Source organism: Acinetobacter sp. RF15B (assembly GCF_007558235.1).
Taxonomy (GTDB): domain Bacteria; phylum Pseudomonadota; class Gammaproteobacteria; order Pseudomonadales; family Moraxellaceae; genus Acinetobacter; species Acinetobacter lwoffii_C.
In genome coordinates this window covers 15,522-37,252 of the sequence record NZ_VLSR01000019.1, presented here as the reverse complement: position 1 = coordinate 37,252, position 21,731 = coordinate 15,522, and the positions used below count along the sequence as shown (strand labels likewise).

Genomic DNA, 21,731 nt, shown 5'->3' with positions numbered 1-21,731 from the left:
CGTGTCTACAGTACCATTTGTCACCTGTGATTTATTAGATGATCATCCGGATCTGGAGTTACAAGTCCTAACACCATGTCTGGATGGAAAGTTCTTCAAAAGCTATGGTGCTCGCAAGACCTTTGGTGGGCAGGTCGTTACAGTGAAATGCTTTGAAGATAACTCACGGGTCAAAGAACTCCTGGCAACGGATGGTACTGGCAAAGTGTTGGTGGTGGATGGTGGTGCTTCCATGCGCTGTGCATTAATGGGAGACCTGATTGCTGACTCAGCAGTTAAGAATCACTGGAATGGTGTCATTATCTATGGTTGCATCCGTGATGTGGATGCAATTGCTGAGCTGAACCTGGGGGTACAGGCATTGGCATCCATTCCACAAAAAAGTAACCGTAAAGGCCTTGGAGAGGTAGATGTGCCGCTGTATTTTGGCGGGGTAACTTTTAATCCAGGCGAATATGTTTATGCTGACAATAATGGTATTGTGCTGTCCAAAAGCTCTTTAGTGGCTTAAAAATAGCCTAGACAGACTGTAAAAGAATTACAAAACCAAGCTATAAGATAAAGATACAAGACAGAATCATGAGAGTCTGTCTTGTAGGATGATTAAAACAAAAACAGGAGAAAAATATGCTGGGTCATCAAATCAAGGTTGTTCAAGCATTGGCATCGGCCTTTACCCAAGGCGGACGAGGTACCACAGGTACACCTTTTCCAAATCAGCCGGACCAGCCTTTAAAACTATATGAATATGAAGGGTCGCCGTTTTGTCGGCGTGTACGTGAAGTGATGACTCTGCTGAATCTGGATTATGAGGTTTATCCTTGTCCACGCGGTGGTACCCATTTCCGGCCTGTCGTACAAGCACTCGGAGGAAAGCTCCAGTTTCCTTTTTTAGTGGATGAAAATACCGGCGACAAGTTGTATGAATCTCAAGACATTATTCATCATTTGTTTAAACACTATGGCAAAACTGGAAAAACACCAAAGAAATATGCGTATTATCCAAAAATTCCTGTAGCTGCTATTGCTGGCACAGTCATAAATGGATTAAGAGGGGGCATGGCCAATCCAAAGGCCAAAGGCAGGCCTGCGCCTGAGCAGTTATTGGAGTTATGGGGATTTGAAGCCAGTCCCTATACCCGAATCGTACGTGGCGTTTTGAGCGAACTGGAAATCCCTTTTATTTTTCATAATGTTGCTAAAGAGCGCTGGCAGGATCAGGGGCTTGCCAAGCTGCGCTTAAAACCGGGGAAATATGAACCTTTGGCGGGTGGTAAGCGCGAACAAGTGCTGAAAGTTATGGGCGATAATATTCAGGTGCCTTATCTGGTTGACCCAAATACTGGAGTTAGCCTGTTTGAATCAGCGGATATTGTGAAATATTTAAAACAGCAATATGGCGCTGCCGCTTAGCATTGCATGAGAAATGCTTTGAAAATTCCACTTTATACAGGTGTATGCCACTCAAGTAGAGGAGTGGCATTTTACCTTCGATAAAGCTTTACAATTACGGATAGCCAATAAAGACACTTTAAAAATGCTGGTTTGGATGATATAAATCACTTAAAAATAAATAAGCCTCAAGTGCTTATCTTAAAAATAGCCTAAGCATAAATAAACCTTAACTCGACGAATGGCTGTCTTTAAAGTATAGAATCTGCTTGGTGTTTGAAATTAAAAAGATTTCTGGTAATAAAAAAAGAGGACCAATTGATCCTCTTTAGAACGGGCAGCAATGAAACTATATTTCGTCAGCAGGCGGAACCAGCATTAAAATAGACTCATTCAATAAATCTGCCAGATCTTCCAGCATGTCCTCATCGGCAAAATCTAGATCTAATGCTACAGATTCGCCATTTGCCAGCTGTTTAAGCTTTTCGGTAAAAGCCTCAGAAATGCAGATTCCTTCACCATTGGCCCAGAAGAGAACTTCACTATCTTCCTCGGTATATAGCAGACGTGAAGCGGGCTCCAGTAGAATGCTATAACCCTGGTCGAGCGCCTCTTCCAGATCTCCAGTACCAATTTCTTCAGCTTCCGGAATGTTCTCTTCATACTTTGGTTCGGACATCAGGCTCATGATGGCATCTTCCAGCACATTTGAATTGTGCAGTTGCTCCATGATCTTGTCTTTTAAGTATTCCAGCTCAAGGGGGGTAACTTCCCCGGCAGCACTGATCTGGTCACGGACAATATCGACTAATGGATTACGCAAAACCTCATTTTCTGCAAACTTGTCACCGACACGATCCATCATGTCACTGACATTTGGCATACGAAAACCGAAGGAAAATGTTAAGCAGTCATCTTCTGCAACGCCGTAATGCGCAAGCCCGGGCGGAACATACAATAAATCACCCGGTGCCAAAACCTCATCAAAGTTAACCTCAATCTCAGGGAGTAATTTAAGTGGCTGGCCGGGAACCATCTCTGTTTCAGCATCACACATTTGGCCCAGTTGCCAGCGACGGTGGCCATAACCCTGTACCAGAAAAACATCATAAAAATCGAAATGTTTACCTACAGAACCACCTTTGGGAGCATACGACACCATAATGTCATCACGGCGCCATTGCGGAATAAAGGAAAATTTTTTCCACAGTCCAGAAAGGTCAAAAGAATAATGATCAACTGCTTGAATTAAAAGTGTCCAGAGCTTAGGCATCTTCTGGAAGTCTGCTTTTAAAAGTGGCGAAGATTTAACCGACCACTGGTTTGGATCACGGTCTTTTTGCTTGATAAGGCGGGCAGTGATATTTTCTTCTAAAGCCAGTTCCATCACATCGCTGGGTTCGAGTAAACCTACGATTTCAGGCATCGCATTACGGACCAGAAGGGGTTTTTTCTGCCAGTATTCGGCAAGGAATTGTTCAGCGGTGATACCGCCTAACACATCTAAGGAGTGGGACATAAAAAGCCTGAAGAAATTAATTTTTTAAATCATAGCATTTAGACGGGATAATTCTTTCATCTAAAGCCGCATTATTTTCACAAATAGTTATTTTGTAAAAACAGCAGCACGAGAATGAGTAGGGTAGAGAATAAAGTACACTGAATAATGAGCCTTTTTTGGGAGGAATTATCGGGTTGGGCTACCTGCTCCAGGCGACGATCAATTTGAGTAAGAGTGCTGTGTAGATGATCAAGTTTCTTAGTCAGGTCTTGAGCTTGCTCTTTTTCTGTTTGCAGTTGCTGCTGTAGAGAGAGGATTAATTCTTCATTTTCTTTTTCTTTTTTATGTTGGATAAATTTTTGATACAGCATTTTTTTTAAATAACTACCTGCATCGGTAGGGGTAATTGCGGTGTAGTCTGCAAAAAGATTAATTAAATTTCGATCTGAAGAATGTCCAATTCCTGTAATACGAAAAGTAGCACTTGAGGCAAGAGCACGAATAACATCAGGGTGATCAAAACTTTCTAATGCTTTAGTATCACCCCCTCCGCGAATAATCACCAAAATATCTGCTTTTGCTTCAGAAATGGTTTGGCTCAGTTCAGCTACATTGCTAAAGCTGATTTTCTTTTCTATTAACTCAATATAATTAATCTGATAGTTAAGGCCATGTAAGAAATCCTGATGTACTTGAGCGGAACTAGAGTTGGAGTAGATCAGACAAACTTTAGGATAGTTTTTTTTAGGAAAGGGTTGATGTACATAGGTTAAACTTTTAAGCAAAATGCTCGTCTGATCTACATATAGTCCTTCTTCTGGGCTTGCAGGTTCAATTTTTACAATATTTGCTTCTGTAACCAGACAGTCATGCATATTCAGAACGGGCTGACACTGGCAAATTGCACGTACTACAATACCATCACCAATATTATCTGGAATAACTTTGATACTTGCACGCGCTTTAAGTTGATGCGGTCCATCTTGTAATAAAAGTTGATACAGTACATTCTGCTTTTTTTCTTTAGCTCGCTGGCGTGAATCATTGAGTTGATTGATTTGGGCGACAATGACAAAGGACTCTAGTGCCTGACTACTTATAAATGCTTCTAAAGCTTGAAGTTTTCCCTGACTAAAGTTATGAAACTCTTTAACAGTTAATTTTTGATGCATAAGACTATAACAATCGGTTATTTTGGCTTGTTGCGATATGAAGAAAGTTATTCATATCGCAAATGGCGAGCTTTGATTTAAGGCACTAAAATATTAAGTTCACGCAAAATCTTGCAGAGCTGGATCATTGGCATACCCATTAAGGTGGTATGATCCTGACCGATCATTTCTTCAAACAGGCTAATGCCTAAACTTTCGCATTTAAAGCTACCGGCACAATGCAATGGTTGTTCAATTTCAATGTAGCGCTCAATTTCAGTTTGTGAAAGTTTACGGAATTTGACTTTATGATGTTCAATTAAGGTGTGTTCAAAACCGGTAGATTGTTGTTGTACACTCAGTGCGGTACTAAAATACACAATCTTGTCCGAGTTGGCTTGCAGCTGATGAATGGCTTTTTTAGGAGTGAGCGGTTTGCCAATAAAAATATCCGGTGCACCTTCGCGCCATGCGACCTGATCTGAGCCAATGACAATCGCTTCAGGGTGCTGTTCGGAAATATGTCTGGCTTTTTCATAGGCTAGGCGTTTGGCCAGATCATCTGCATGATTTTCACCGCGAGGTGTTTCATCAATGTCCGGTACCATGGCGATATAGTCAATATGTAAACGATCCATCAACTCTTTACGGGTTTGGCTGGAAGAGGCCAGGATAATCGGTGCAGCATTCATTAGACAGCATATTCCTCAAGGATATTTAAAGGTACATAGGCAAGTACGGCTTTGTGACAGGCTTGCAGTTTTACCGGGGGAGCTTTGCCTGCTTCATAGGCTTCTACCCAGCGTGTGACGCAGATACACCAGAAATCACCTGGCTGTAGTCCCGGGAAATCTACTTCAGGTAAAGGGGTAATTAGATCATTGCCAATTTTTTGGGAAAAATTTAAAAATTCTGAGGTCATTTGCGCGCAAACCGTGTGCTGCCCGAGATCGGTAGTGGCGGTATGGCAAAAACCATTACGGAAATAACCAGTAATCGGAGCATAACAACAACTGGCCAAAGGCTCGCCCAGGACATTTAAACGATTAAGATTAGGATCAGGATGTATCGACATAACTGCTGAATCTGCAAAAAGCTTTTTTCTATCATAACAAAACTTTGGTATTTATAATGTTTTCTGCAAAAGATGCTAACCTTTTTCTACATAATCATTTAAAATCGCCGGGTTTGAATATCTATAAAGTGAGCTCTACATGAACTTTCAGCGTATGACTGACCTGGATTTAGCGGGTAAGCGTGTTTTAATCCGTGAAGATTTAAACGTTCCTGTTAAAAATGGTGTGATCACCAGCGATGCGCGTCTTCGTGCGGCATTGCCAACAATTAAAGCAGCTGTTGAAAAAGGCGCTGCCGTAATGGTCTATTCTCACCTTGGTCGTCCAGTTGAAGGTGAGCCTAAAGCTGAACAGTCTCTCGCGCCTGTAGCTGCTTATCTGACAGATGCTTTGGGTCAGGAAGTCAAACTGTATAAGGATTATTTGGATGGTGTTGACGTTGCGCCAGGCCAAGTGGTTCTGCTGGAAAACTGCCGTTTTAATGTCGGTGAAAAGAAGAACAGTCCTGAGCTTGCAGCAAAATATGCCGCGCTTTGTGATGTATTCGTAATGGATGCGTTTGGTACCGCTCACCGTGCAGAAGCTTCGACTGAAGGCGTAGCGCGTCTAGCTAAAGTTACGGCTGCCGGTCCTTTATTGGCAGCTGAACTGGATGCTTTAGGCCGTGCTCTAAAAACGCCTGAAAAACCAATGGTGGCTATTGTTGCAGGTTCTAAAGTTTCAACCAAACTTGATGTACTGACATCCTTGTCTGACATTTGTGATCAACTGATTGTTGGCGGTGGTATTGCCAATACTTTCCTTGCAGCAGCAGGCTATAACGTAGGTAAATCATTGTGTGAAAATGACCTGATCGATACTGCAAAAGCCATTGCAGCAAAAGTTTCAGTTCCGCTTCCAACCGATGTAGTGGTTGCAGATGCCGCTGAAATCAATTTTGAGGATTTCCTGGGTTCATTGGCTGCGGCTGAAGCTACTGTGAAAAAGGTTGAAGATGTTGCAGATAACGACATGATTCTAGATGTAGGTCCAGAAACAGCCAAAGCCTTTGCAGACATCCTGAAAACCTCTAAAACAATACTTTGGAATGGCCCAGTAGGCGTATTTGAAGTAGATCAGTTCGGTGAAGGAACCAAAACCCTGTCTTTAGCAATTGCTGAATCTGAAGGTTTCTCAATTGCAGGTGGTGGTGATACTTTAGCTGCTATCGACAAGTACGAAGTTGCCGATAAAATTGGTTATATTTCTACAGGTGGCGGGGCTTTCCTGGAGTTTGTAGAAGGTAAAACCTTGCCTGCAGTTGCAGTGCTGCTAGAACGTGCCTAAGTGCATTTTATAGTGTAAAAAAGCTGGCTATCTGCCAGCTTTTTTTATGTCAACTTTTTGACAGGCTGGATCGCTATTCATACTGTAGTCATCAAAATGAAATAAATCTGTCATAAAATTTAGCCATTGGACAATAAATTGAGAGTAAAGAATGAAATCACAACTCACTTTGGCAGTATTCCTGGCAGCATCTTTAGGACTGACTGCCTGTGCAAAAAAGGAAAGTGCGCCTGTAGCTGAAGCTGAAAGTTCGGCAGCCGCTACGACAGAAGAGCAGGTCAGCGCGGAACAACAGGCTGCTATTGATGCCATTGACAAGCCAGTTCTGGATGAAAAAAATACCGATATTCCAGCCGATGTTGCCAATGCGCCAGCAGATGAAGCAACCGCAGATGAGTCAGTAGCAGCAAGTTCTGAAGCAGTAGCTCCATAAGCTCAGCCCTGATTCGAAAAATCCCTGCAAAAGCAGGGATTTTTTATAAAATAATGTATTTTGTGGCTGTATTGAAATACTTGAACATGTAGAATATGGGGCATTACCTGGGAGGATATTATGGCTCTTATTTCGATGCGCCAGCTCTTGGATCACGCCGGAGAACATGCTTACGGCGTACCAGCATTTAACGTAAATAACTTGGAACAAATGCGCGCAATCATGCTCGCAGCAGATGCAACGAACTCACCAGTGATCGTACAGGCATCTGCAGGTGCCCGTAAATATGCAGGTGCTCCATTCTTGCGTCACCTGATTTTGGCTGCGATTGAAGAATGGCCACATATTCCAGTTGTTATGCATCAGGATCACGGTACAAGTCCTGACATCTGTCAACGTTCTATCCAGTTGGGTTTTACCTCGGTAATGATGGACGGTTCACTGGGCGAAGACGGTAAAACACCAACCTCGTATGAATACAACGTTGATGTGACTCGCCGTACTGTACAGATGGCCCATGCATGTGGCGTTTCAGTAGAGGGTGAAATCGGTTGTTTGGGTAGCCTTGAAACAGGTATGGCTGGTGAAGAAGATGGAGTAGGCGCTGAAGGCGTACTTGACCACTCTCAGCTTCTGACTTCTGTGGAAGAAGCGCGTAGCTTCGTTGCTGATACCAATGTCGATGCACTGGCAATCGCAGTGGGTACTTCACACGGTGCATACAAGTTTACCCGTCCACCTACAGGTGACATCCTGGCAATTGACCGTATTAAAGAAATTCATGCAGCATTGCCAAATACACATCTTGTAATGCACGGTTCAAGCTCTGTGCCACAAGAATGGCTGGCTGTAATTAACCAGTATGGTGGTGATATCAAGGAAACTTATGGTGTTCCTGTTGAGCAGCTGGTTGAAGCGATCAAGCACGGTGTTCGTAAAATTAACATCGACACGGATCTGCGTTTAGCATCAACTGGTGCGATGCGCCGTATGATGGCTGAAAAACCAAGCGAATTCGATCCGCGTAAATTCTTCAGTGCAACTGTGGATGCGATGAAACAAATCTGTATCGACCGTTACGAAGCTTTTGGTACTGCGGGTAATGCAGACAAAATTCGTCCAATCTCTTTAGAGAAAATGGTTGAGCGTTATAAATAATTCCGAGTGGATCATTTATAAAAAAAGGCCCACAGCATATGTGGGCTTTTTTGTATTCTAATTAAAACTATCCGAAGAGTCGCAGATGGAATTGATTTTTATTGCAGCTCTATGCAGCGTTGCAGTCTCTATATTATTGAAAGTGGCCAAGCGCCGGCAGCTCAGTCCGATACATATGATTAGCTGGAATTATGTTACAGCCAGCTTATTATGTTTTTTCTGGTTTAAACCGGATATTCAGCATATATCTATCCGTCAGACACCGTGGTGGCTTATTCTGGCGCTGGGTATTTTATTGCCGAGCGTCTTTTTGTTTTTGGCCAAGTCCTTGCAGACTGCCGGTATTTTAAAAACAGAAATCGCCCAGCGTCTATCGGTGGTTTTATCGCTTGCCGCTGCTTATTTTATTTTTCAGGAGCAGTTTAACCAGCTAAAAATACTGGGAATTATATTAGGCATAGTTTCAGTGCTGTGTATTTTGTTGTCCCATCGTCAAGGGACAGAAAGCTCAAGGCAGGGAATACTCTATCTGGCTTTGGTCTGGTTTGGTTATGCCCTGATTGATGTATTGCTGAAATATACCACCAGCTTGGGTTTGCAGTTTGCCGTAGCCTTAAACCTGATGTTTATCTGCGCTCTGATGGTGTCGATGGCTTATCTGGTGGTGAAACATCAGAGCATAGGCTCAGCTCAGGAAATCGGAGTAGGCTTATTTCTTGGACTGCTCAACTTTGCCAATATTGCCTTTTATGTCAAGGCTCACATATTGCTCAAGGATACGCCGGCTATTGTCTTTGCTGGCATGAATATTCTGGTGGTTGTTTTTGGCGTACTTGCAGGCTTGGTCTTCTTTAAAGAACGTTTAAAATCTGCAAGCACAATTGGTCTCATATTGGGTATGATTAGTGTGATTTGCCTGGCTTATGCAATGTCTGCTTAATATATGAAGTGACAAACTCAACCGGATGCCGCAGCAGATCTTCGGCTTCTATGGTGCCCAGTAGTGAACCGGCCTGTTTACAGCTTGGACAGTGCGGATATTGGCGCTGTTTCGGCTTGTAATAATGAAGATAAACCTTATTGCAAGGCTGGCATTTAAATTTCAGTGGCTTGGATTGAAGGAGCGACATGCATGGCCTCTATTCTTATTCTAGATTCTGGTGAGTGATCATTAAAATAGGCCCGGATTGATATAAAAAGGGGCACTAGACCCCTTTTATACCATAAAATGCTTACAGTTTGGTGAAAATGTAGTCAGCTGGCAGGCGTGATTTCGGTAATTTGGCATTGAAGTCATTTTCACTGCGATAGCCTAAAGTCAACAGTACGGAAGGAATCAGGCCTTGTTCAGCCAGCTGCAATTCGTCACTAATAATATTTTCATCAAAGCCACCGATTGGGGTAGCATCAATGCCTTCAATTCCTGCAGCCAGTAATATTTGACCCAGTGCAATAAAAGTCTGGTTTTCTGCCCAACGCTGAATATCGCCTTTTTCATTGCGATAATAATCTACATAACCGCTACGGGTATTTTTCTGACCTTCTTTGGCATGTTCATCTTTAAAACGACCATTAAGATCATCCCGTTTTAACAGGTTTTTCAGATGTAGCTCGTCAATATCAGCTTTGGTACAGAATAAAATGGTATGGGACGAATCCAGTACTTTTGGGGCATTGTAGGCATACGTACCCACCAGAGCCTTGGCAATACGTTGCTTGGCCGCTGCATCATCCGCAATAAAGAAATGCCAGGGCTGAATGTTAATAGAAGATGGGGTCAGGCGTAATACCTCTAAAAGACGCTCAAACTGCTCGGCAGGAACCTTTTTGTTCGGATCATAGGCTTTGGTGGTATAACGGGTTTGCGCAATTTTAAGTAAATCCATGAATGGACTCCAATTTCTTGAGACCTGGAAAATAGAATGAAAGCTTCTATCTTTTTCTGATTACAGGATTATTACAACAAAACAGCCAGAGGCAAAGTTTTTAACACCCTAATTTTGCATAAAGACTAACGTAAAACTTAGCAAGAGAAAAAAGCAAATAGTTTATTGATCTAATCCACAGGGATTTAATATTATTGGCAGCCTTAGGACCAAGGCATTGCACGAGACATGGATACTATATTTTAATCCATGCCTTGCTGAGTGGTTGCTAAATTTAGGCCTGATAGATGGATAGTTCCATCCACGGCTAGATCTTAAACTGGCTCTATATAAGCAGATTGTTATAAAAATTTGGTTTCAGGTTAAGCGTGCGAATGCGATTTCAAAGATTTTCTCTCTTCCAAGAATAACATGAAATATATGATATGCATTTGTCATTACAATGTAATTTTACTTTTGATTGAAAATAGCTTATAGTAGTTTCACTTCAGGCAAGGAATATTCTTGCTTTTATTATTATTTTTAGCCGATTGTGATTCACTTTTTAGTTCAAGTATTTGAATTAAAATAAGATCTATTAACCATAGAATATAGACTAGGTTGTTACTACTCTCTCGATAAAGTATAAAGTCACAAAAAGCTCATCTGATGTGAGTAAATATTTTGAAAAAGATCAATGAATGGCATATTGCCACTGCCGCTGATGGCAATGAAATTAACGTAAAGCTAATCCCTTTAAAGCGTAAGCAAAATACGATGGAAGGGTTTATCTGGGTAGAAGTGGGTCAGATGATCCAGTTGCCAAACGGTAAGGAAATCCAGTTTAATCAGGATGGTCGAAGTTTCTATACCGGTGTGAACCAGCTTTACCGTTTAAGTTGAATTGAGGCAGTGCAGAAATAGAAAAGTGGCTGATTAATATCGCCACTTTTTTAGTTTCAGGCTTTCAATATTTTGTTCAGGCTGGATTTCCAGAATTTCAGCATGGTCCAGCTTCCAGTCTCCTAGAACAATCCGTTTTTTATGTCCCAGCCGATGAATAGCCGCACGGTGCGTATGGCCATGAATCAGCACCTCTACTTCTTGAAGCGCAGAGTCTACTGCAGATGCGTTCACATCCATAACTTCATAGGTTTTGAACTGCTGAGATTCTTGGCTTTTCTTGCGAAAGCCATGGGCCAGTTTCATTCTAAAGCTGAGCGGAGTTTTCCTGAGTAAAGCTAAGAGCAGTGGATTGCGGATAATTTTACGAAAACGCTGATAGCCAATATCATCGGTACACAGGGTATCGCCATGTTCAATCCGATAGTGGATGCTACCAATCTCAAGGTTGTGAACATCGGCCAAGAGCTGTCCGGAAAACTGATGCAGGAAGTTCTGGCCTAATACAAAATCACGATTTCCAGCCAGAAAAAAGATCTGATTACCTGCGGCTGTAAATTGTTTTAATCGGTCGACTATTTCATCTAGCCATGGTGCAGTATAGTCATCGCCGATCCAGGCATTGAACCAGTCTCCCAGAATATAGAGTTGAGTCTGTTGGTTCTGATAGGCCGTCAATAAATCTAAAAACCCCCGAACAAGTCGAGGGTGATCAGGTGACAAATGTAAATCCGAGATAAACAGATAGGTCACGAATCTTTTCCTTTTAATCCTCTCTAAATCCTTCATCATTTTGAGAAACTTTCTCTTATACCGTTTTAAAGCGATGCTTTAAAACTCATAAAGAACGGAGAGGACTGTTTTTTTATTCGGAAATGATTTTTGCAGATTCGATTACAACATTTTCTAAAGGAACGTCAGCGTGGTAGCCGCGGTTACCCGTGCGAACGCCTTTAATATCGTTCACAACATCCATGCCTTCAACAACTTTACCAAATACGGCATAACCCCAACCCTGAGCAGTCTTGCCAGTGTGGTTCAGGAAAGAGTTGTTTTTCACGTTAATGAAGAACTGAGCTGAAGCAGAGTGAGGTGCTTGAGTACGAGCCATTGCAATCGTACCTTCCTCATTGCTCAAACCGTTATCCGCTTCATTTTCAATCGCATCACGTGTTGCTTTTTCTTTGAAGTTTTCATCCATGCCACCGCCCTGGATCATGAAACCATCAATAACACGGTGGAAAATTACGCCATCATAAAAACCGTCACGTACATATTGCAAGAAGTTTGCCACTGTTTTAGGTGCTTTTTCAGCGTTTAATTCAAGAACAATACGACCTTTATTGGTGTTTAATTCGACTTGAGGAAAACTCATTGGGTAATCTCCTAATCATGGACAGATGCCATGTTTTATTTCAATGTGAGAAGCATAAGCAAACTCTAAACGACAAGGCAAGCAAAAACCTTATTTTCTTTGTTAAAACATCTAAATCGTATTTTATTTAGGCTTTGCTTTGTCAAGTCATTCTGTTGAAGTGATCAAGGCCAGTTTTGCTTACAATCACAGGTTTGGCATAAATAATATTCAGAAGGGCATATAAAAAACCATACGCCCTAAGTATTAACTTGGCTAAACTCCGCTTTAACTTTGAAAATGCCCGCTTTGAAATCAAATACAAGAGTTAACAGTTGAGAGATTACCCACCTCTAGTTAAACTAAGGAATACTTATCTAATGAATACAGGCAGACTGAGTGTGCTACTGGATTTCATTAATCCTTTTTTAATTTTAGAAGTGAATGATTGATCATGAAGCCAAATGATGTTGTTGCATCTCTGCCCGAGAACCCGACCCAAAACAAGAATGCAGTCGATTCAGCGCAGCAGGAACAACAGCCGGGCTTGGATTTTGTGCGCCAGATTATCACAGATGACCTGGAAGCCGGCCGTACCCAACAGGTAGTGACACGTTTTCCACCTGAGCCAAATGGCTATCTGCATATTGGTCATGTGAAAGCGATTTGCTTGAACTTCGGTATTGCACAAGAATTTAATGGTGTATGTAATCTGCGTTTTGATGACACCAACCCGGATGCAGAAGAGCAGGAATATGTAGACGGGATTGCCAATGACGTAAAATGGCTGGGTTTCCAGTGGGAGGGCGAGCCTCGCTATGCATCGAGCTATTTTGAACAGCTTTATACCTGGGCCATTCAGTTAATTGAACAGGGTGATGCATATGTGGATCTGCAAACACCTGAAGAAATCCGCTTAAACCGTGGTAATTTTGTTGAGCTTGGCAAAAACTCGCCATACCGTGACGCCAGTGTGGCAGAAAACCTGGAACGTTTTGAAAAAATGCGCAATGGTGAATATGCAGAAGGTCAGGCAGTACTGCGTGCCAAAATTGATATGGCCTCTCCAAACGTGCATATGCGTGACCCAATCCTGTATCGTATTTTACATTCAGCGCATCATCAGACAGGCGATAAATGGAAAATTTATCCAATGTATGATTATGCGCATCCATTATCAGATGCGATTGAAGGCATTACCCATTCACTGTGTACTCTGGAGTTCCAGGATCACCGTCCGTTCTATGACTGGGTGGTAGAAAAAGTTAAGTCTCCATCTGTACCGCATCAGTACGAATCCAGCCGTTTGAATGTCGACTATACGATTACGTCTAAACGTAAGCTGCGTAAGCTGGTTGAGGGCGGTCATGTGAATGGCTGGGATGACCCTCGTATGCCAACGGTGGTGGGTATGCGCCGTCGCGGTTTCACGCCTGAAGGCCTGCGTGATTTCTGTAAGCGTGTGGGTGTGTCTAAGATTGATGGCAGTATTGTCGATGTGGCAATGCTTGAGTACTGCATCCGCCAGTCTTTGGAAAATACGGCTGCGCGTGGTATGGCGGTACTGAATCCACTAAAAGTGACTTTAACCAATCTGCCAGCGGATATGGATTTGACCCATTCCCGTCATCCGAACGTGGATATGGGTGAGCGTGTCATTCCTTTGACTGCAGAAATCTACATTGACCGTAAGGACTTTGAAGAAGAGCCGCCAAAAGGCTTTAAACGCCTGATCCCGGGTGGTGAAGTGCGTTTACGCCATGCGTATGTGATCAAGTGTGATGAAGTCATTAAAGATGATAGCGGTAAAGTGGTCGAGCTGAAATGTTCAATTGACCCGGAAACTCTGGGTAAAAATCCTGAAGGCCGTAAGGTGAAAGGGGTGATTCACTGGGTATCGGCGACTAAAGGTGTTCCTGCAGAAGTGCGTATTTATGACCGTCTGTTTAGTGTCGCTGATCCAGATGTCGGTGATGACTTCTTGGAAAATTTAAATCCTGATTCATTAAAAGTGGTTCAGGCTGTGATTGAACCAGCACTGGCACAGGCAAAGCCGGAAGATCGCTTCCAGTTTGAACGTGAAGGCTATTTTGTAGCAGATCAATATGATCACTCAAGCGAAAAACCGGTATTTAACCGTATTCTGGACTTGAGAGACAGCTTTAAGCCTGGCAAATAATTTGCTCTGAATTTTTTAAAAAGCCCAACTCCGGTTGGGCTTTTTCGATGCAGCAGGAAAGACTCAATGATTGTTCGTGATAAAAGTAATAGCTTTGGTTTGTTATTTGCATGGCATGGCACGATTTTGCCTAAAGTTCTGCCGGCTTTGGTTCTGGTGGTTTTTCTATCAGGTACATTGGTCTATCTGCGGCAGGCACACTTTCTCACTTTACCGGCAGTTCCAGCCATTGGCTTTACTATTTTCGGGGTCATTCTGTCGATATTTTTAAGCTTTAGAAATAATGCCAGTTACGACCGCTGGTGGGAAGGGCGCAAGTTATGGGGCGCCTTAATTGCCACAACCCGCCATTTATGCCGTGATAGTTATGTCCTCGATGATCAAACACGTGAAGTTTTATTATATCGGATGATGTTATTTACCCATCTTCTGCGTGACCGCTTAAGGCAGCAGCAGCAAAGTATTCAGCATTATCAGTCCAGTACACAGTTTGAGTCTAATTCATTTGAACAGTTACCCACCCATATGAATGCTTCGCAATGGGTTCTGGAGCAGATCCAGAAAGATTTAGTTCAGCAATATCGGCAGGGCAAGATCACGGATATCATTTATAATAGTCTGAATCAGCATACAGTGGCCTTAGGCAATGTTCAGGCAGGATGTGACCGTATTCTGTCGACACCGCTGCCATTTTCCTATTCGGTGTTGTTGCACCGGGCTGTCTATTCTTTCTGCTTCATCTTGCCATTTAGTCTGGAAGCCAGTCTGGGCCTGTGGACGCCGATTCTGGTTGCGCTGATTGCTTATCTGTTCTTGGGGCTGGATGAGCTGAGTTCTGAACTGGAAGAGCCTTTCGGGCTTCAGGATAATGACCTGCCTTTGGATTCGATAGTCCGGCTGGTTGAGCGCGAAACATTAAGCTCATTAGGACAGGCCCTACCTGAGGCGATTCAGTCTAAGAAAGTCTATTTAACCTAAGAAAATGCGGGCTTGATTCAAGTGATTCTTTTGGATTGAGTGATCGGTCAGAGCTAAATGCCTTGCTGTCATTTAATCAGTATTGTATTGAGCCAGCTTGATGCGGAAAATATTCACTGTATATTTTAACGCCAAGCTTTAGCGATGTTTCATATTGCCCAGATCCGGGCGTTTGCTCTTGATCTGCTCCTGTAAGTCACGATATTGCTGCACACGCATTTTAGCTTTGTCATGGAGCTTCTTTTTAATATAGAGCGCAAGCGCGAAGCTGGTGGTGGTAAGGGTCAGGAACATGCTGTTCATAAAGCTCACCATGGAGCTGATATAACCGATGGTGGTTAGACGATTCATCATGCGAATAACCTGTGGGCTGCTTTCCATGCCAGTAATGGCCCAAGTACATAAGTGTTCGCAATTATTGATAATCAGGTGATAGTTATTTTCATGCATTCTAGAACGCATGCGGCGGACTGCTTTACGGCCTGTATATTTAGCTGATTTATAATACTGGATTTGAATCGGCTTGCCGTGGCTGAATTTTTCAATAGACGTTATTTCAATCGGATGTTTCTTAAATAAATGCGCAAATCCGGAATAGTGGATTACACGACCACGCCCGGCATAAATCCCGTGATGAGTATAACCGAAATGTTTCACCATAAGATGCGCTCCTATGGGAAACCGTTTAGTCTGCTGCATGTAAAGATTAAACCATTTAATAACAAGTGTATTTTAAAGCTTAAGTGTACTGTTTTTTTGTGAATTAATCGACATTTTAACTAGTAAATCTGATGATAATTGATGAGCTGTGGAAGGATCTAAACCACTTTAAAGTCTGGACATGCAATATTGTCCTCTAAATAAAAAGAGCTGGGATGAAATAAGTAAATAGCCTAAGCAAGGTAGAATGCATAAATGGATTTGGCTACATGAGCAGGAGTAAAGCATTGCTTTGGTCACAGCATAAGGGGACAAGCATATTTTTTAGCTTATATAAAGCAGCGAAAAGTCTGGCGAGATAGAACTCTCACCTTGTAAGTATAGAAGAAGTGTCAACCGGCCTTGGTGTTTACTTCAAGTTTTTCTGAACGTTAAACAGCAGTACCTGCCGTGGGAAATGACCTAAGGTATCTAGGGAGAGATTGCTCAAACCAGATAAATTGCTGCTGGAGGTTTTGAGCCAATTTATCATAAGGTGTCGCAATACTCCGCTTTTTGAGCTTGGCAAAAAAAACGATCAGATGTCTTGCTTTATAAAGATGTCGATCATAATCAGGTGGATTAATCGCGTTATTTTTAGATGGTATCAACCTAACCATTGATTTTATAAATTGGATCAAGCACCCGTGCTCTGGAATTGTAAGCCTCGTCCATGTGCCAAGTCTGGCTTAATAAGTTCAGTAGCCCATCAGCAGCATTTAAATCATGAGTCTGTCCATCAGCCAGAAGAAATCCTGTTAGGTTGCCTCAAATATCGGTATGGGGATGAATTTCAGTGTGTAAGCCATTTTTACTGCGTGTTATCGCCTGCTCGTTTTTTCTAGCTCTGTGTTGATGAGCACGTACAGTCGTTGAGTCTAACATGGCATATTCATTGTCACTATTTATATGACAACACTTCAAACATCCTCTGCCATAGGCCTGCTTTAAATAAGTAGTTGTCGTTGGCGCTTGCTCCAACAGTACCCAGTGATTCAGGGAACAGATCTTTAATCTATTGGCACTGATTATCTCTCAATGCATAGCTTTTAGTCACACCAGAATAATGGGGAAGTAAGCCAGATTTTCTCAAGATAGTTGGGAGACAGCTCCTAAAAGTACATCAGAAAATTAAAGTTCAGTGATAAAAAAAGCATTTGCTGGCGCAAATGCTTTTTTTAAGTGACCTAAGCTGCTTATTGCAGCGGCAGGTGCTGAAGTTCATTAAGTTCTTTACGGCTATAGCCGCGAGAAGCGAGAACCTTTTTGATTCCGATAATAACATCTTCCTCAGTTGCTTTAGATAGTGCTTCAAGAAGCTGTTCATTTGTCTTGCAAGAGCAATCATTTTCAACACAAGCAATTTGATTCTTGTGATCATTCTGTTGTTCATCAGAAAACAACTTTTGCCAAAAACTCATAGAGCCTTCATACACAACCTAACATAGAATGAAATATAGCCAATATAATAAATAAAGCAAGCCAAGCTGTGCGATAAAAGCAGCAAACAGTCGTTTGAATTTCCGATAGAGAAGCTAGTTCTCAACGATATTTCTTGATTGAAAACCCTTTTAACTCATGTAAGTATCTAATTTTTAAAATAAAAAATGGAGCCTCCTTAGGCTCCATTTGTGTAACTAAAAAATAAATTGAAACAAAGTATTAACGCTTTTCTAGCAGTACACCTGACTCGATATGATGGGTATAAGGAAACTGATCGAACAGGGCGAATTTGCTAATTTTATGGGTCTGGGTCAATTGTTTTAAATTGTCATGTAATGTGTCCGGATTACATGAAATATAGATAATTCGTTCAAAGTGCTGCAACAGTTTAAGTGTTTCAGCATCTATACCGGCACGTGGCGGATCGACAAAAATGGTACTGAAGTCATAGCTTGAAATATCAATTTGGGCTTCCTGCAAGCGGCGGAAAGTACGCTCACCTTTATAGGCCTGGGTAAACTCCTCAGCAGACAGGCGAGCCACCTGAATATTATCAATATGGTTCTGCTCGATATTCCATTCAGCGGCATACACAGAAGATTTGGCCAGTTCGGTGGCTAACACGCGGCGGAATCTGGTGGAGAGTGGCAGGGTGAAATTGCCATTTCCACAATACAGTTCCAGTAAATCTTTATCAGATTGCTCTGCAGCCTCACATGCCCATTCCAGCATTTTTTGACAAACTTGCGCATTAGGCTGCGTAAAGCTGCTTTCAATCTGCTTATATTGATAACGGCGATCAAATACAGCCAGTTCTTCAATCACGAATTCGTCAGAGAGCACAAATTTTTGTCCACGGCTACGACCGATCAGTTTGATATTGAGTTTTTCAGCCAGTGCTTTTGCCGCAGGTTCCCAGCTTTCATCGAGTTTGCGATGATAAATCAGAGACACCAGAACTTCGCCCTTTAAGGTCGCCAGAAAATGCACTTCAAACAGGCGTGTCCCCAGAATTGGATCTGCCTTAAATGCTTGGAGGAGCTGGGGCATTAACTCATTAATGCGCCGATCGGCAATTGGGAACGTGTCAATACGGATGACTTTTTTATTATTATTTTCATCTCGTTCAAACATGGCATAAAACAGGTCATCTTCAGTATGCCAGATACGGAATTCAGCACGCATGCGATAGTATTGTTCTGGAGATTCAAATACTTCTAAAGCAGGTGGTTGATACTCGGCAAATTGCGTCCGAATACGTTCAACTTTGGCATCCAGTTGTTGCTGATAAGATGAGGTCATATGCACTAAAACATCGCAAATACTTGAAAGTCGAGATGGTAGCAAAAATTTGCTGATCTGCCTAAGATTATTCAGGCAAACACGGGGAAGGCTGTATAAAAAGACCGAATCTTCTAAGGGGAGAAACTTGGCCATCAAGAGCAAAAGAAAGACTTGCTTAAAAGGGCTGATTAATCCGACATGGTCATCAGGCTGGCATTACCCATGCATCTACAGCTTCGCTGGACATGGCTAAGAAAATAAAAATAACATCTGGTCAGAAAGCCCCCCAATGCAAATATATAGAAGGATTGTAGTTGCAGCCAGCGATAACGCCATGGTTCCGATATTTTGTATGCGCGCCTACTAACTCTATGTCCGGCGAGCAGCAACCAGTTCAACCATGCTCCAACAATCAAATCTACCGCAATCCAGACTGCGGATAAACCAGACAGATCAATCGCTCTGGCCAAAAGTGTGGTGACTAGACTGCCCAGACTCCCTTGGCTCAGAATATATTCAGCAAAACTGGAGCTTGCACGCTAGGCATGTAAACTGATTGATCCTGGCAATCATCTAAAGTATGAAAGTCATCAGGCTGAAACTTAGAGAAGTTATAGGCAAGCATCCTTAAAAAAATAAAAGCAACATCTGGATGATTTATGTACCAAAATCATGAGCCAGTGCCGTAAATAAGGTTGGATATTTACATTTCGCAACATTTTAGCGGTTTTTGTGTATATTTATTGTAAATATTTTGTTTTTGAAAATATATTTTAAATGCCGAAAAGATGCTTTCCAAGACTAATTTTGTCTATATTCTGGCTAATGACGGGTATTTTTGAATGGTATGAAAAAGTTACTGGCTTTTAAGTTTTTTGTTACATAAAATTACAAAGTTAACAAGAAGCTTAAATTAGATATAATTTGTAGCAAATTTTGTTGAAAAAGCCTGCTTTATTCCAGGCCCAGCTACGCATAGTAAATCCGCACCGTAGGGGTGCATCATCGCCAAGAGTAATATTACATGGACAATATGCTTCAACTAGAATCTACCCGGATTGAACAGGATTTATTGGGGAAGAAACACATACCACAGCACAGTTATTATGGAATTCACACTTTACGTGCGCTTGAAAACTTTCAGATTTCAGGATTGGTAGTGGGCCAGGAGTCTCATTTTATTCGTGCTCTGGCACAGGTTAAAAAAGCTGCGGCCCAAAGTAACTTGCATTTTCAGAAAATTTCAAAACAGCAAAGTATTGCTATTCAGCAAGCTTGTGATGAGCTGATTCAGCGGCCGCAAGACTGGAAGGCTTCATTTCCACTTGATCCTTATCAGGGCGGTGCGGGTACTTCCGTGAATATGAATGCCAATGAGGTTATTGCTAATCGGGCGCTGGAGCTGATGGGGCATAGTAAAGGAGAGTACCAGCTTCTTCATCCGAATGATCATGTGAATACTTCCCAGTCTACCAATGATGTCTATCCTACGGCTTTGCGTCTGGCCACATATACTCGAATAGATGAGCTCTTAACTGCGCTTAAATCCTTAACTGAGAGCCTATATAGCAAAGCGCTTGAATTTCAGCATGTGATCAAGATGGGGCGTACCCAGTTGCAGGATGCAGTGCCAATGACCATGGAGCAGGAATTCCGGGCTTTTGCAACTTTATTAAAGGAAGATTTTAAGCTGATTGAGCAACTGCGCCAGTTATTGCTTGAGGTGAATCTGGGAGCTACTGCAATTGGAACCGGTGTCAACACGCCTTCAGGTTATGCCAAGCATGTGATCGAAAATTTAGCGAAAATTACAGGCCTGCCTTTAAAACAAGCTGAAGATTATGTAGAAGCCACCAGCGACTGTGGGGCATTTATTATTCTGTCTAGCAGTTTAAAACGTCTGGCGGTGAAACTCTCTAAAATCTGTAATGACTTGCGTCTCTTAAGCTCTGGACCGCGTACAGGTCTGGCGGAAATCCGTTTACCAGAATTACAGGCGGGTTCATCTATTATGCCCGCCAAGGTCAATCCGGTTATTCCAGAAGTCGTTAACCAGATTGCCTTCCGTGTCATTGGGAATGACTTGACCATTACCATGGCAGCAGAAGCAGGCCAATTACAACTCAATGTCATGGAACCTGTGATCGCCATTTCTCTGAATGAATCAATTCAATTGCTCACTCAAGGGATGCAGACCTTACAGCAAAAATGTATTGAAGGCATTGAAGTTAATGAACAGAACTGTCTGGATGCTGTAATGCGCAGTATTGGAATTATCACTCTGCTTGATCCGCTATTGGGACATGCAGCCTGTGATGAAATCGGAAAACAGTGTATCCGTGAAAATAAAACTGTTCCACAAGTTGTATTGGAGCTGGGCCTGTTGACTGAACAGCAGCTGGATGAAATCTTCGCTTTTGAAAATCTGGTTTCAGAAGTACCCAATGAAGTGAGCCCACTAGAACAGGTGTCTTAAAATTTCTGGGTTTTAATCAAAAAGTACTGATTTTAACCATTTGCCTCAAATCCTCATGTGGGTTTGGGGCTTTTTCATCTAGACTATATACCGACCTTTAGATGAACTGGAATTGCTGCAAAACATGTTTGATAAAATCACTAAACTCTTTCAATCCAATAAACCTTCTCCAGCACAGCTTTATCTGGAAGAACAGAATATCCAATATGTAGAAGGTACAGGATATATCGTTGATGGAATTCAGCTCAATCAGGAATTGGGAGCGCGTCTGGAGTATTTATCCAATCGCCGCATGAAAAGTTTTGATGATCTGGCGCAACTTTATTCTAGCGCGATGATCATTAATGAAAAGATTGATCTGGAAATTGCGCATCAGCGCTTTAATCAGCCTCTGGCGAATACCGAAGAAAACCTGCTGCAATTTAAAACAATTGTAAAGAAATTGAATGACTATTATCGTCAGTTTTTACGCGACCAAAAATAGGCCAGCGACACACAAGTTTTATACACTAT

Annotated in this window: 22 protein-coding genes and 1 pseudogene; 11 read left to right on the top strand and 12 right to left on the bottom strand. The window is 42.2% G+C overall.

Going from position 1 to position 21,731, the window contains the following annotated elements:
* Nucleotide 1: 1 nt before the first annotated feature.
* Together rraA and E2K74_RS12135 are read left to right on the top strand one after the other, a co-directional pair.
* On the top strand, nucleotides 2-511 hold the full coding sequence (gene rraA, locus E2K74_RS12140) for a ribonuclease E activity regulator RraA (protein ID WP_151207885.1): 510 nt from the start codon (nucleotides 2-4) through the stop codon (nucleotides 509-511).
* A 116-nt stretch (nucleotides 512-627) separates the two neighbouring features.
* A complete protein-coding gene (locus tag E2K74_RS12135) occupies nucleotides 628-1,413 on the top strand; it encodes a glutathione S-transferase N-terminal domain-containing protein (protein ID WP_151207883.1) in 786 nt (261 codons plus the stop codon).
* 328 nt (nucleotides 1,414-1,741) lie between these two features.
* On the opposite strand, the gene E2K74_RS12130 is transcribed toward E2K74_RS12135, so the two are convergent.
* The 4 genes from E2K74_RS12130 to E2K74_RS12115 form a co-directional block, all read right to left on the bottom strand.
* Nucleotides 1,742-2,911 (bottom strand): cupin domain-containing protein, encoded by a 1,170-nt coding sequence (locus tag E2K74_RS12130; RefSeq protein WP_151207881.1) that lies wholly within the window; start codon nucleotides 2,909-2,911, stop codon nucleotides 1,742-1,744.
* Between the two features lie 77 nt (nucleotides 2,912-2,988).
* A complete protein-coding gene (locus E2K74_RS12125) occupies nucleotides 2,989-4,065 on the bottom strand; it encodes an exodeoxyribonuclease VII large subunit (RefSeq protein ID WP_151207879.1) in 1,077 nt (358 codons plus the stop codon).
* A gap of 77 nt (nucleotides 4,066-4,142) precedes the next feature.
* Nucleotides 4,143-4,736, bottom strand: coding sequence for a Maf family protein (locus tag E2K74_RS12120; protein ID WP_151203771.1), 594 nt, complete (start codon nucleotides 4,734-4,736; stop codon nucleotides 4,143-4,145).
* Entirely contained in the window at nucleotides 4,736-5,119 is a 384-nt protein-coding gene (locus E2K74_RS12115) for a DUF2237 family protein (protein ID WP_151203769.1), read from the bottom strand. The genes E2K74_RS12120 and E2K74_RS12115 overlap by 1 nt, the downstream gene beginning before the upstream one ends.
* Nucleotides 5,120-5,258: 139 nt before the next feature.
* Between E2K74_RS12115 and E2K74_RS12110 the strand changes: the two genes are divergently transcribed.
* The 4 genes from E2K74_RS12110 to E2K74_RS12095 all read left to right on the top strand — a co-directional run bounded on the left by E2K74_RS12110 (nucleotide 5,259) and on the right by E2K74_RS12095 (nucleotide 8,977).
* Complete coding sequence (locus E2K74_RS12110; RefSeq protein WP_151207877.1) at nucleotides 5,259-6,446, top strand: phosphoglycerate kinase; 1,188 nt, start codon at nucleotides 5,259-5,261, stop codon at nucleotides 6,444-6,446.
* A gap of 151 nt (nucleotides 6,447-6,597) precedes the next feature.
* Complete coding sequence (locus E2K74_RS12105; protein WP_151207875.1) at nucleotides 6,598-6,879, top strand: hypothetical protein; 282 nt, start codon at nucleotides 6,598-6,600, stop codon at nucleotides 6,877-6,879.
* Between the two features lie 120 nt (nucleotides 6,880-6,999).
* Nucleotides 7,000-8,037: a class II fructose-bisphosphate aldolase gene (gene fba / locus E2K74_RS12100; RefSeq protein WP_151203763.1), complete on the top strand. Its 1,038-nt coding sequence runs from the start codon at nucleotides 7,000-7,002 to the stop codon at nucleotides 8,035-8,037.
* A gap of 85 nt (nucleotides 8,038-8,122) precedes the next feature.
* Entirely contained in the window at nucleotides 8,123-8,977 is an 855-nt protein-coding gene (locus tag E2K74_RS12095; protein WP_151207873.1) for a DMT family transporter, read from the top strand.
* On the opposite strand, the gene E2K74_RS12090 is transcribed toward E2K74_RS12095, so the two are convergent.
* Together E2K74_RS12090 and nfsB are read right to left on the bottom strand one after the other, a co-directional pair.
* Nucleotides 8,940-9,167 (bottom strand): hypothetical protein, encoded by a 228-nt coding sequence (locus E2K74_RS12090; protein ID WP_149494638.1) that lies wholly within the window; start codon nucleotides 9,165-9,167, stop codon nucleotides 8,940-8,942. The genes E2K74_RS12095 and E2K74_RS12090 overlap by 38 nt on opposite strands.
* Before the next feature lie 102 nt (nucleotides 9,168-9,269).
* On the bottom strand, nucleotides 9,270-9,923 hold the full coding sequence (gene nfsB, locus E2K74_RS12085) for an oxygen-insensitive NAD(P)H nitroreductase (RefSeq protein ID WP_151203935.1): 654 nt from the start codon (nucleotides 9,921-9,923) through the stop codon (nucleotides 9,270-9,272).
* A gap of 663 nt (nucleotides 9,924-10,586) precedes the next feature.
* On the opposite strand from nfsB, the gene E2K74_RS12080 reads away from it, so the two are divergent.
* Entirely contained in the window at nucleotides 10,587-10,805 is a 219-nt protein-coding gene (locus tag E2K74_RS12080) for a transposase (RefSeq protein ID WP_151207871.1), read from the top strand.
* Nucleotides 10,806-10,838: 33 nt separating this feature from the next.
* Here the strand turns inward: E2K74_RS12080 and E2K74_RS12075 are convergent, their stop codons facing one another.
* Both E2K74_RS12075 and E2K74_RS12070 read right to left on the bottom strand, forming a co-directional pair.
* Nucleotides 10,839-11,558, bottom strand: coding sequence for a UDP-2,3-diacylglucosamine diphosphatase (locus E2K74_RS12075; RefSeq protein WP_151207868.1), 720 nt, complete (start codon nucleotides 11,556-11,558; stop codon nucleotides 10,839-10,841).
* Between the two features lie 112 nt (nucleotides 11,559-11,670).
* A complete protein-coding gene (locus tag E2K74_RS12070) occupies nucleotides 11,671-12,180 on the bottom strand; it encodes a peptidylprolyl isomerase (protein WP_151203938.1) in 510 nt (169 codons plus the stop codon).
* 433 nt (nucleotides 12,181-12,613) lie between these two features.
* Between E2K74_RS12070 and E2K74_RS12065 the strand changes: the two genes are divergently transcribed.
* Both E2K74_RS12065 and E2K74_RS12060 read left to right on the top strand, forming a co-directional pair.
* Nucleotides 12,614-14,338: a glutamine--tRNA ligase/YqeY domain fusion protein gene (locus E2K74_RS12065; RefSeq protein ID WP_151207867.1), complete on the top strand. Its 1,725-nt coding sequence runs from the start codon at nucleotides 12,614-12,616 to the stop codon at nucleotides 14,336-14,338.
* 66 nt (nucleotides 14,339-14,404) lie between these two features.
* Nucleotides 14,405-15,316 carry a bestrophin family protein gene (locus tag E2K74_RS12060; RefSeq protein WP_151207866.1) on the top strand — a complete coding sequence of 304 codons (912 nt, stop codon included), beginning with the start codon at nucleotides 14,405-14,407 and terminating at the stop codon, nucleotides 15,314-15,316.
* Between the two features lie 138 nt (nucleotides 15,317-15,454).
* Here the strand turns inward: E2K74_RS12060 and E2K74_RS12055 are convergent, their stop codons facing one another.
* The 4 genes and pseudogenes from E2K74_RS12055 to E2K74_RS14900 form a co-directional block, all read right to left on the bottom strand.
* On the bottom strand, nucleotides 15,455-16,015 hold the full coding sequence (locus E2K74_RS12055) for a lecithin retinol acyltransferase family protein (RefSeq protein WP_151207865.1): 561 nt from the start codon (nucleotides 16,013-16,015) through the stop codon (nucleotides 15,455-15,457).
* A gap of 1,196 nt (nucleotides 16,016-17,211) precedes the next feature.
* Entirely contained in the window at nucleotides 17,212-17,436 is a 225-nt protein-coding gene (locus E2K74_RS12045) for a hypothetical protein (RefSeq protein WP_151203942.1), read from the bottom strand.
* Nucleotides 17,437-17,677: 241 nt separating this feature from the next.
* A complete protein-coding gene (gene trmA, locus E2K74_RS12040) occupies nucleotides 17,678-18,760 on the bottom strand; it encodes a tRNA (uridine(54)-C5)-methyltransferase TrmA (RefSeq protein ID WP_151207864.1) in 1,083 nt (360 codons plus the stop codon).
* Between the two features lie 356 nt (nucleotides 18,761-19,116).
* Nucleotides 19,117-19,281, bottom strand: a pseudogene (locus E2K74_RS14900) (sodium:proline symporter); the annotation flags it as partial.
* Nucleotides 19,282-19,766: 485 nt separating this feature from the next.
* On the opposite strand from E2K74_RS14900, the gene aspA reads away from it, so the two are divergent.
* Together aspA and E2K74_RS12030 are read left to right on the top strand one after the other, a co-directional pair.
* Nucleotides 19,767-21,218 (top strand): aspartate ammonia-lyase, encoded by a 1,452-nt coding sequence (gene aspA / locus E2K74_RS12035; protein WP_151207863.1) that lies wholly within the window; start codon nucleotides 19,767-19,769, stop codon nucleotides 21,216-21,218.
* Between the two features lie 124 nt (nucleotides 21,219-21,342).
* A complete protein-coding gene (locus E2K74_RS12030; RefSeq protein ID WP_151207861.1) occupies nucleotides 21,343-21,702 on the top strand; it encodes a hypothetical protein in 360 nt (119 codons plus the stop codon).
* The last annotated feature ends 29 nt before the right edge of the window (nucleotides 21,703-21,731 follow it).

Coding starts and splice junctions, on each gene's coding strand:
- trmA (WP_151207864.1), bottom strand. CDS start 18,760: ATGACCTCATCTTATCAGCAACAACTGGATGCCAAAGTTGAACGTATT.
- E2K74_RS12095 (WP_151207873.1), top strand. CDS start 8,123: ATGGAATTGATTTTTATTGCAGCTCTATGCAGCGTTGCAGTCTCTATA.
- E2K74_RS12130 (WP_151207881.1), bottom strand. CDS start 2,911: ATGTCCCACTCCTTAGATGTGTTAGGCGGTATCACCGCTGAACAATTC.
- fba (WP_151203763.1), top strand. CDS start 7,000: ATGGCTCTTATTTCGATGCGCCAGCTCTTGGATCACGCCGGAGAACAT.
- E2K74_RS12105 (WP_151207875.1), top strand. CDS start 6,598: ATGAAATCACAACTCACTTTGGCAGTATTCCTGGCAGCATCTTTAGGA.
- E2K74_RS12045 (WP_151203942.1), bottom strand. CDS start 17,436: ATGAGTTTTTGGCAAAAGTTGTTTTCTGATGAACAACAGAATGATCAC.
- E2K74_RS12090 (WP_149494638.1), bottom strand. CDS start 9,167: ATGTCGCTCCTTCAATCCAAGCCACTGAAATTTAAATGCCAGCCTTGC.
- E2K74_RS12065 (WP_151207867.1), top strand. CDS start 12,614: ATGAAGCCAAATGATGTTGTTGCATCTCTGCCCGAGAACCCGACCCAA.
- E2K74_RS12120 (WP_151203771.1), bottom strand. CDS start 4,736: ATGAATGCTGCACCGATTATCCTGGCCTCTTCCAGCCAAACCCGTAAA.
- E2K74_RS12055 (WP_151207865.1), bottom strand. CDS start 16,015: ATGCAGCAGACTAAACGGTTTCCCATAGGAGCGCATCTTATGGTGAAA.
- E2K74_RS12070 (WP_151203938.1), bottom strand. CDS start 12,180: ATGAGTTTTCCTCAAGTCGAATTAAACACCAATAAAGGTCGTATTGTT.
- E2K74_RS12060 (WP_151207866.1), top strand. CDS start 14,405: ATGATTGTTCGTGATAAAAGTAATAGCTTTGGTTTGTTATTTGCATGG.
- E2K74_RS12125 (WP_151207879.1), bottom strand. CDS start 4,065: ATGCATCAAAAATTAACTGTTAAAGAGTTTCATAACTTTAGTCAGGGA.
- aspA (WP_151207863.1), top strand. CDS start 19,767: ATGGACAATATGCTTCAACTAGAATCTACCCGGATTGAACAGGATTTA.
- E2K74_RS12110 (WP_151207877.1), top strand. CDS start 5,259: ATGAACTTTCAGCGTATGACTGACCTGGATTTAGCGGGTAAGCGTGTT.
- E2K74_RS12135 (WP_151207883.1), top strand. CDS start 628: ATGCTGGGTCATCAAATCAAGGTTGTTCAAGCATTGGCATCGGCCTTT.
- nfsB (WP_151203935.1), bottom strand. CDS start 9,923: ATGGATTTACTTAAAATTGCGCAAACCCGTTATACCACCAAAGCCTAT.
- E2K74_RS12030 (WP_151207861.1), top strand. CDS start 21,343: ATGTTTGATAAAATCACTAAACTCTTTCAATCCAATAAACCTTCTCCA.
- E2K74_RS12115 (WP_151203769.1), bottom strand. CDS start 5,119: ATGTCGATACATCCTGATCCTAATCTTAATCGTTTAAATGTCCTGGGC.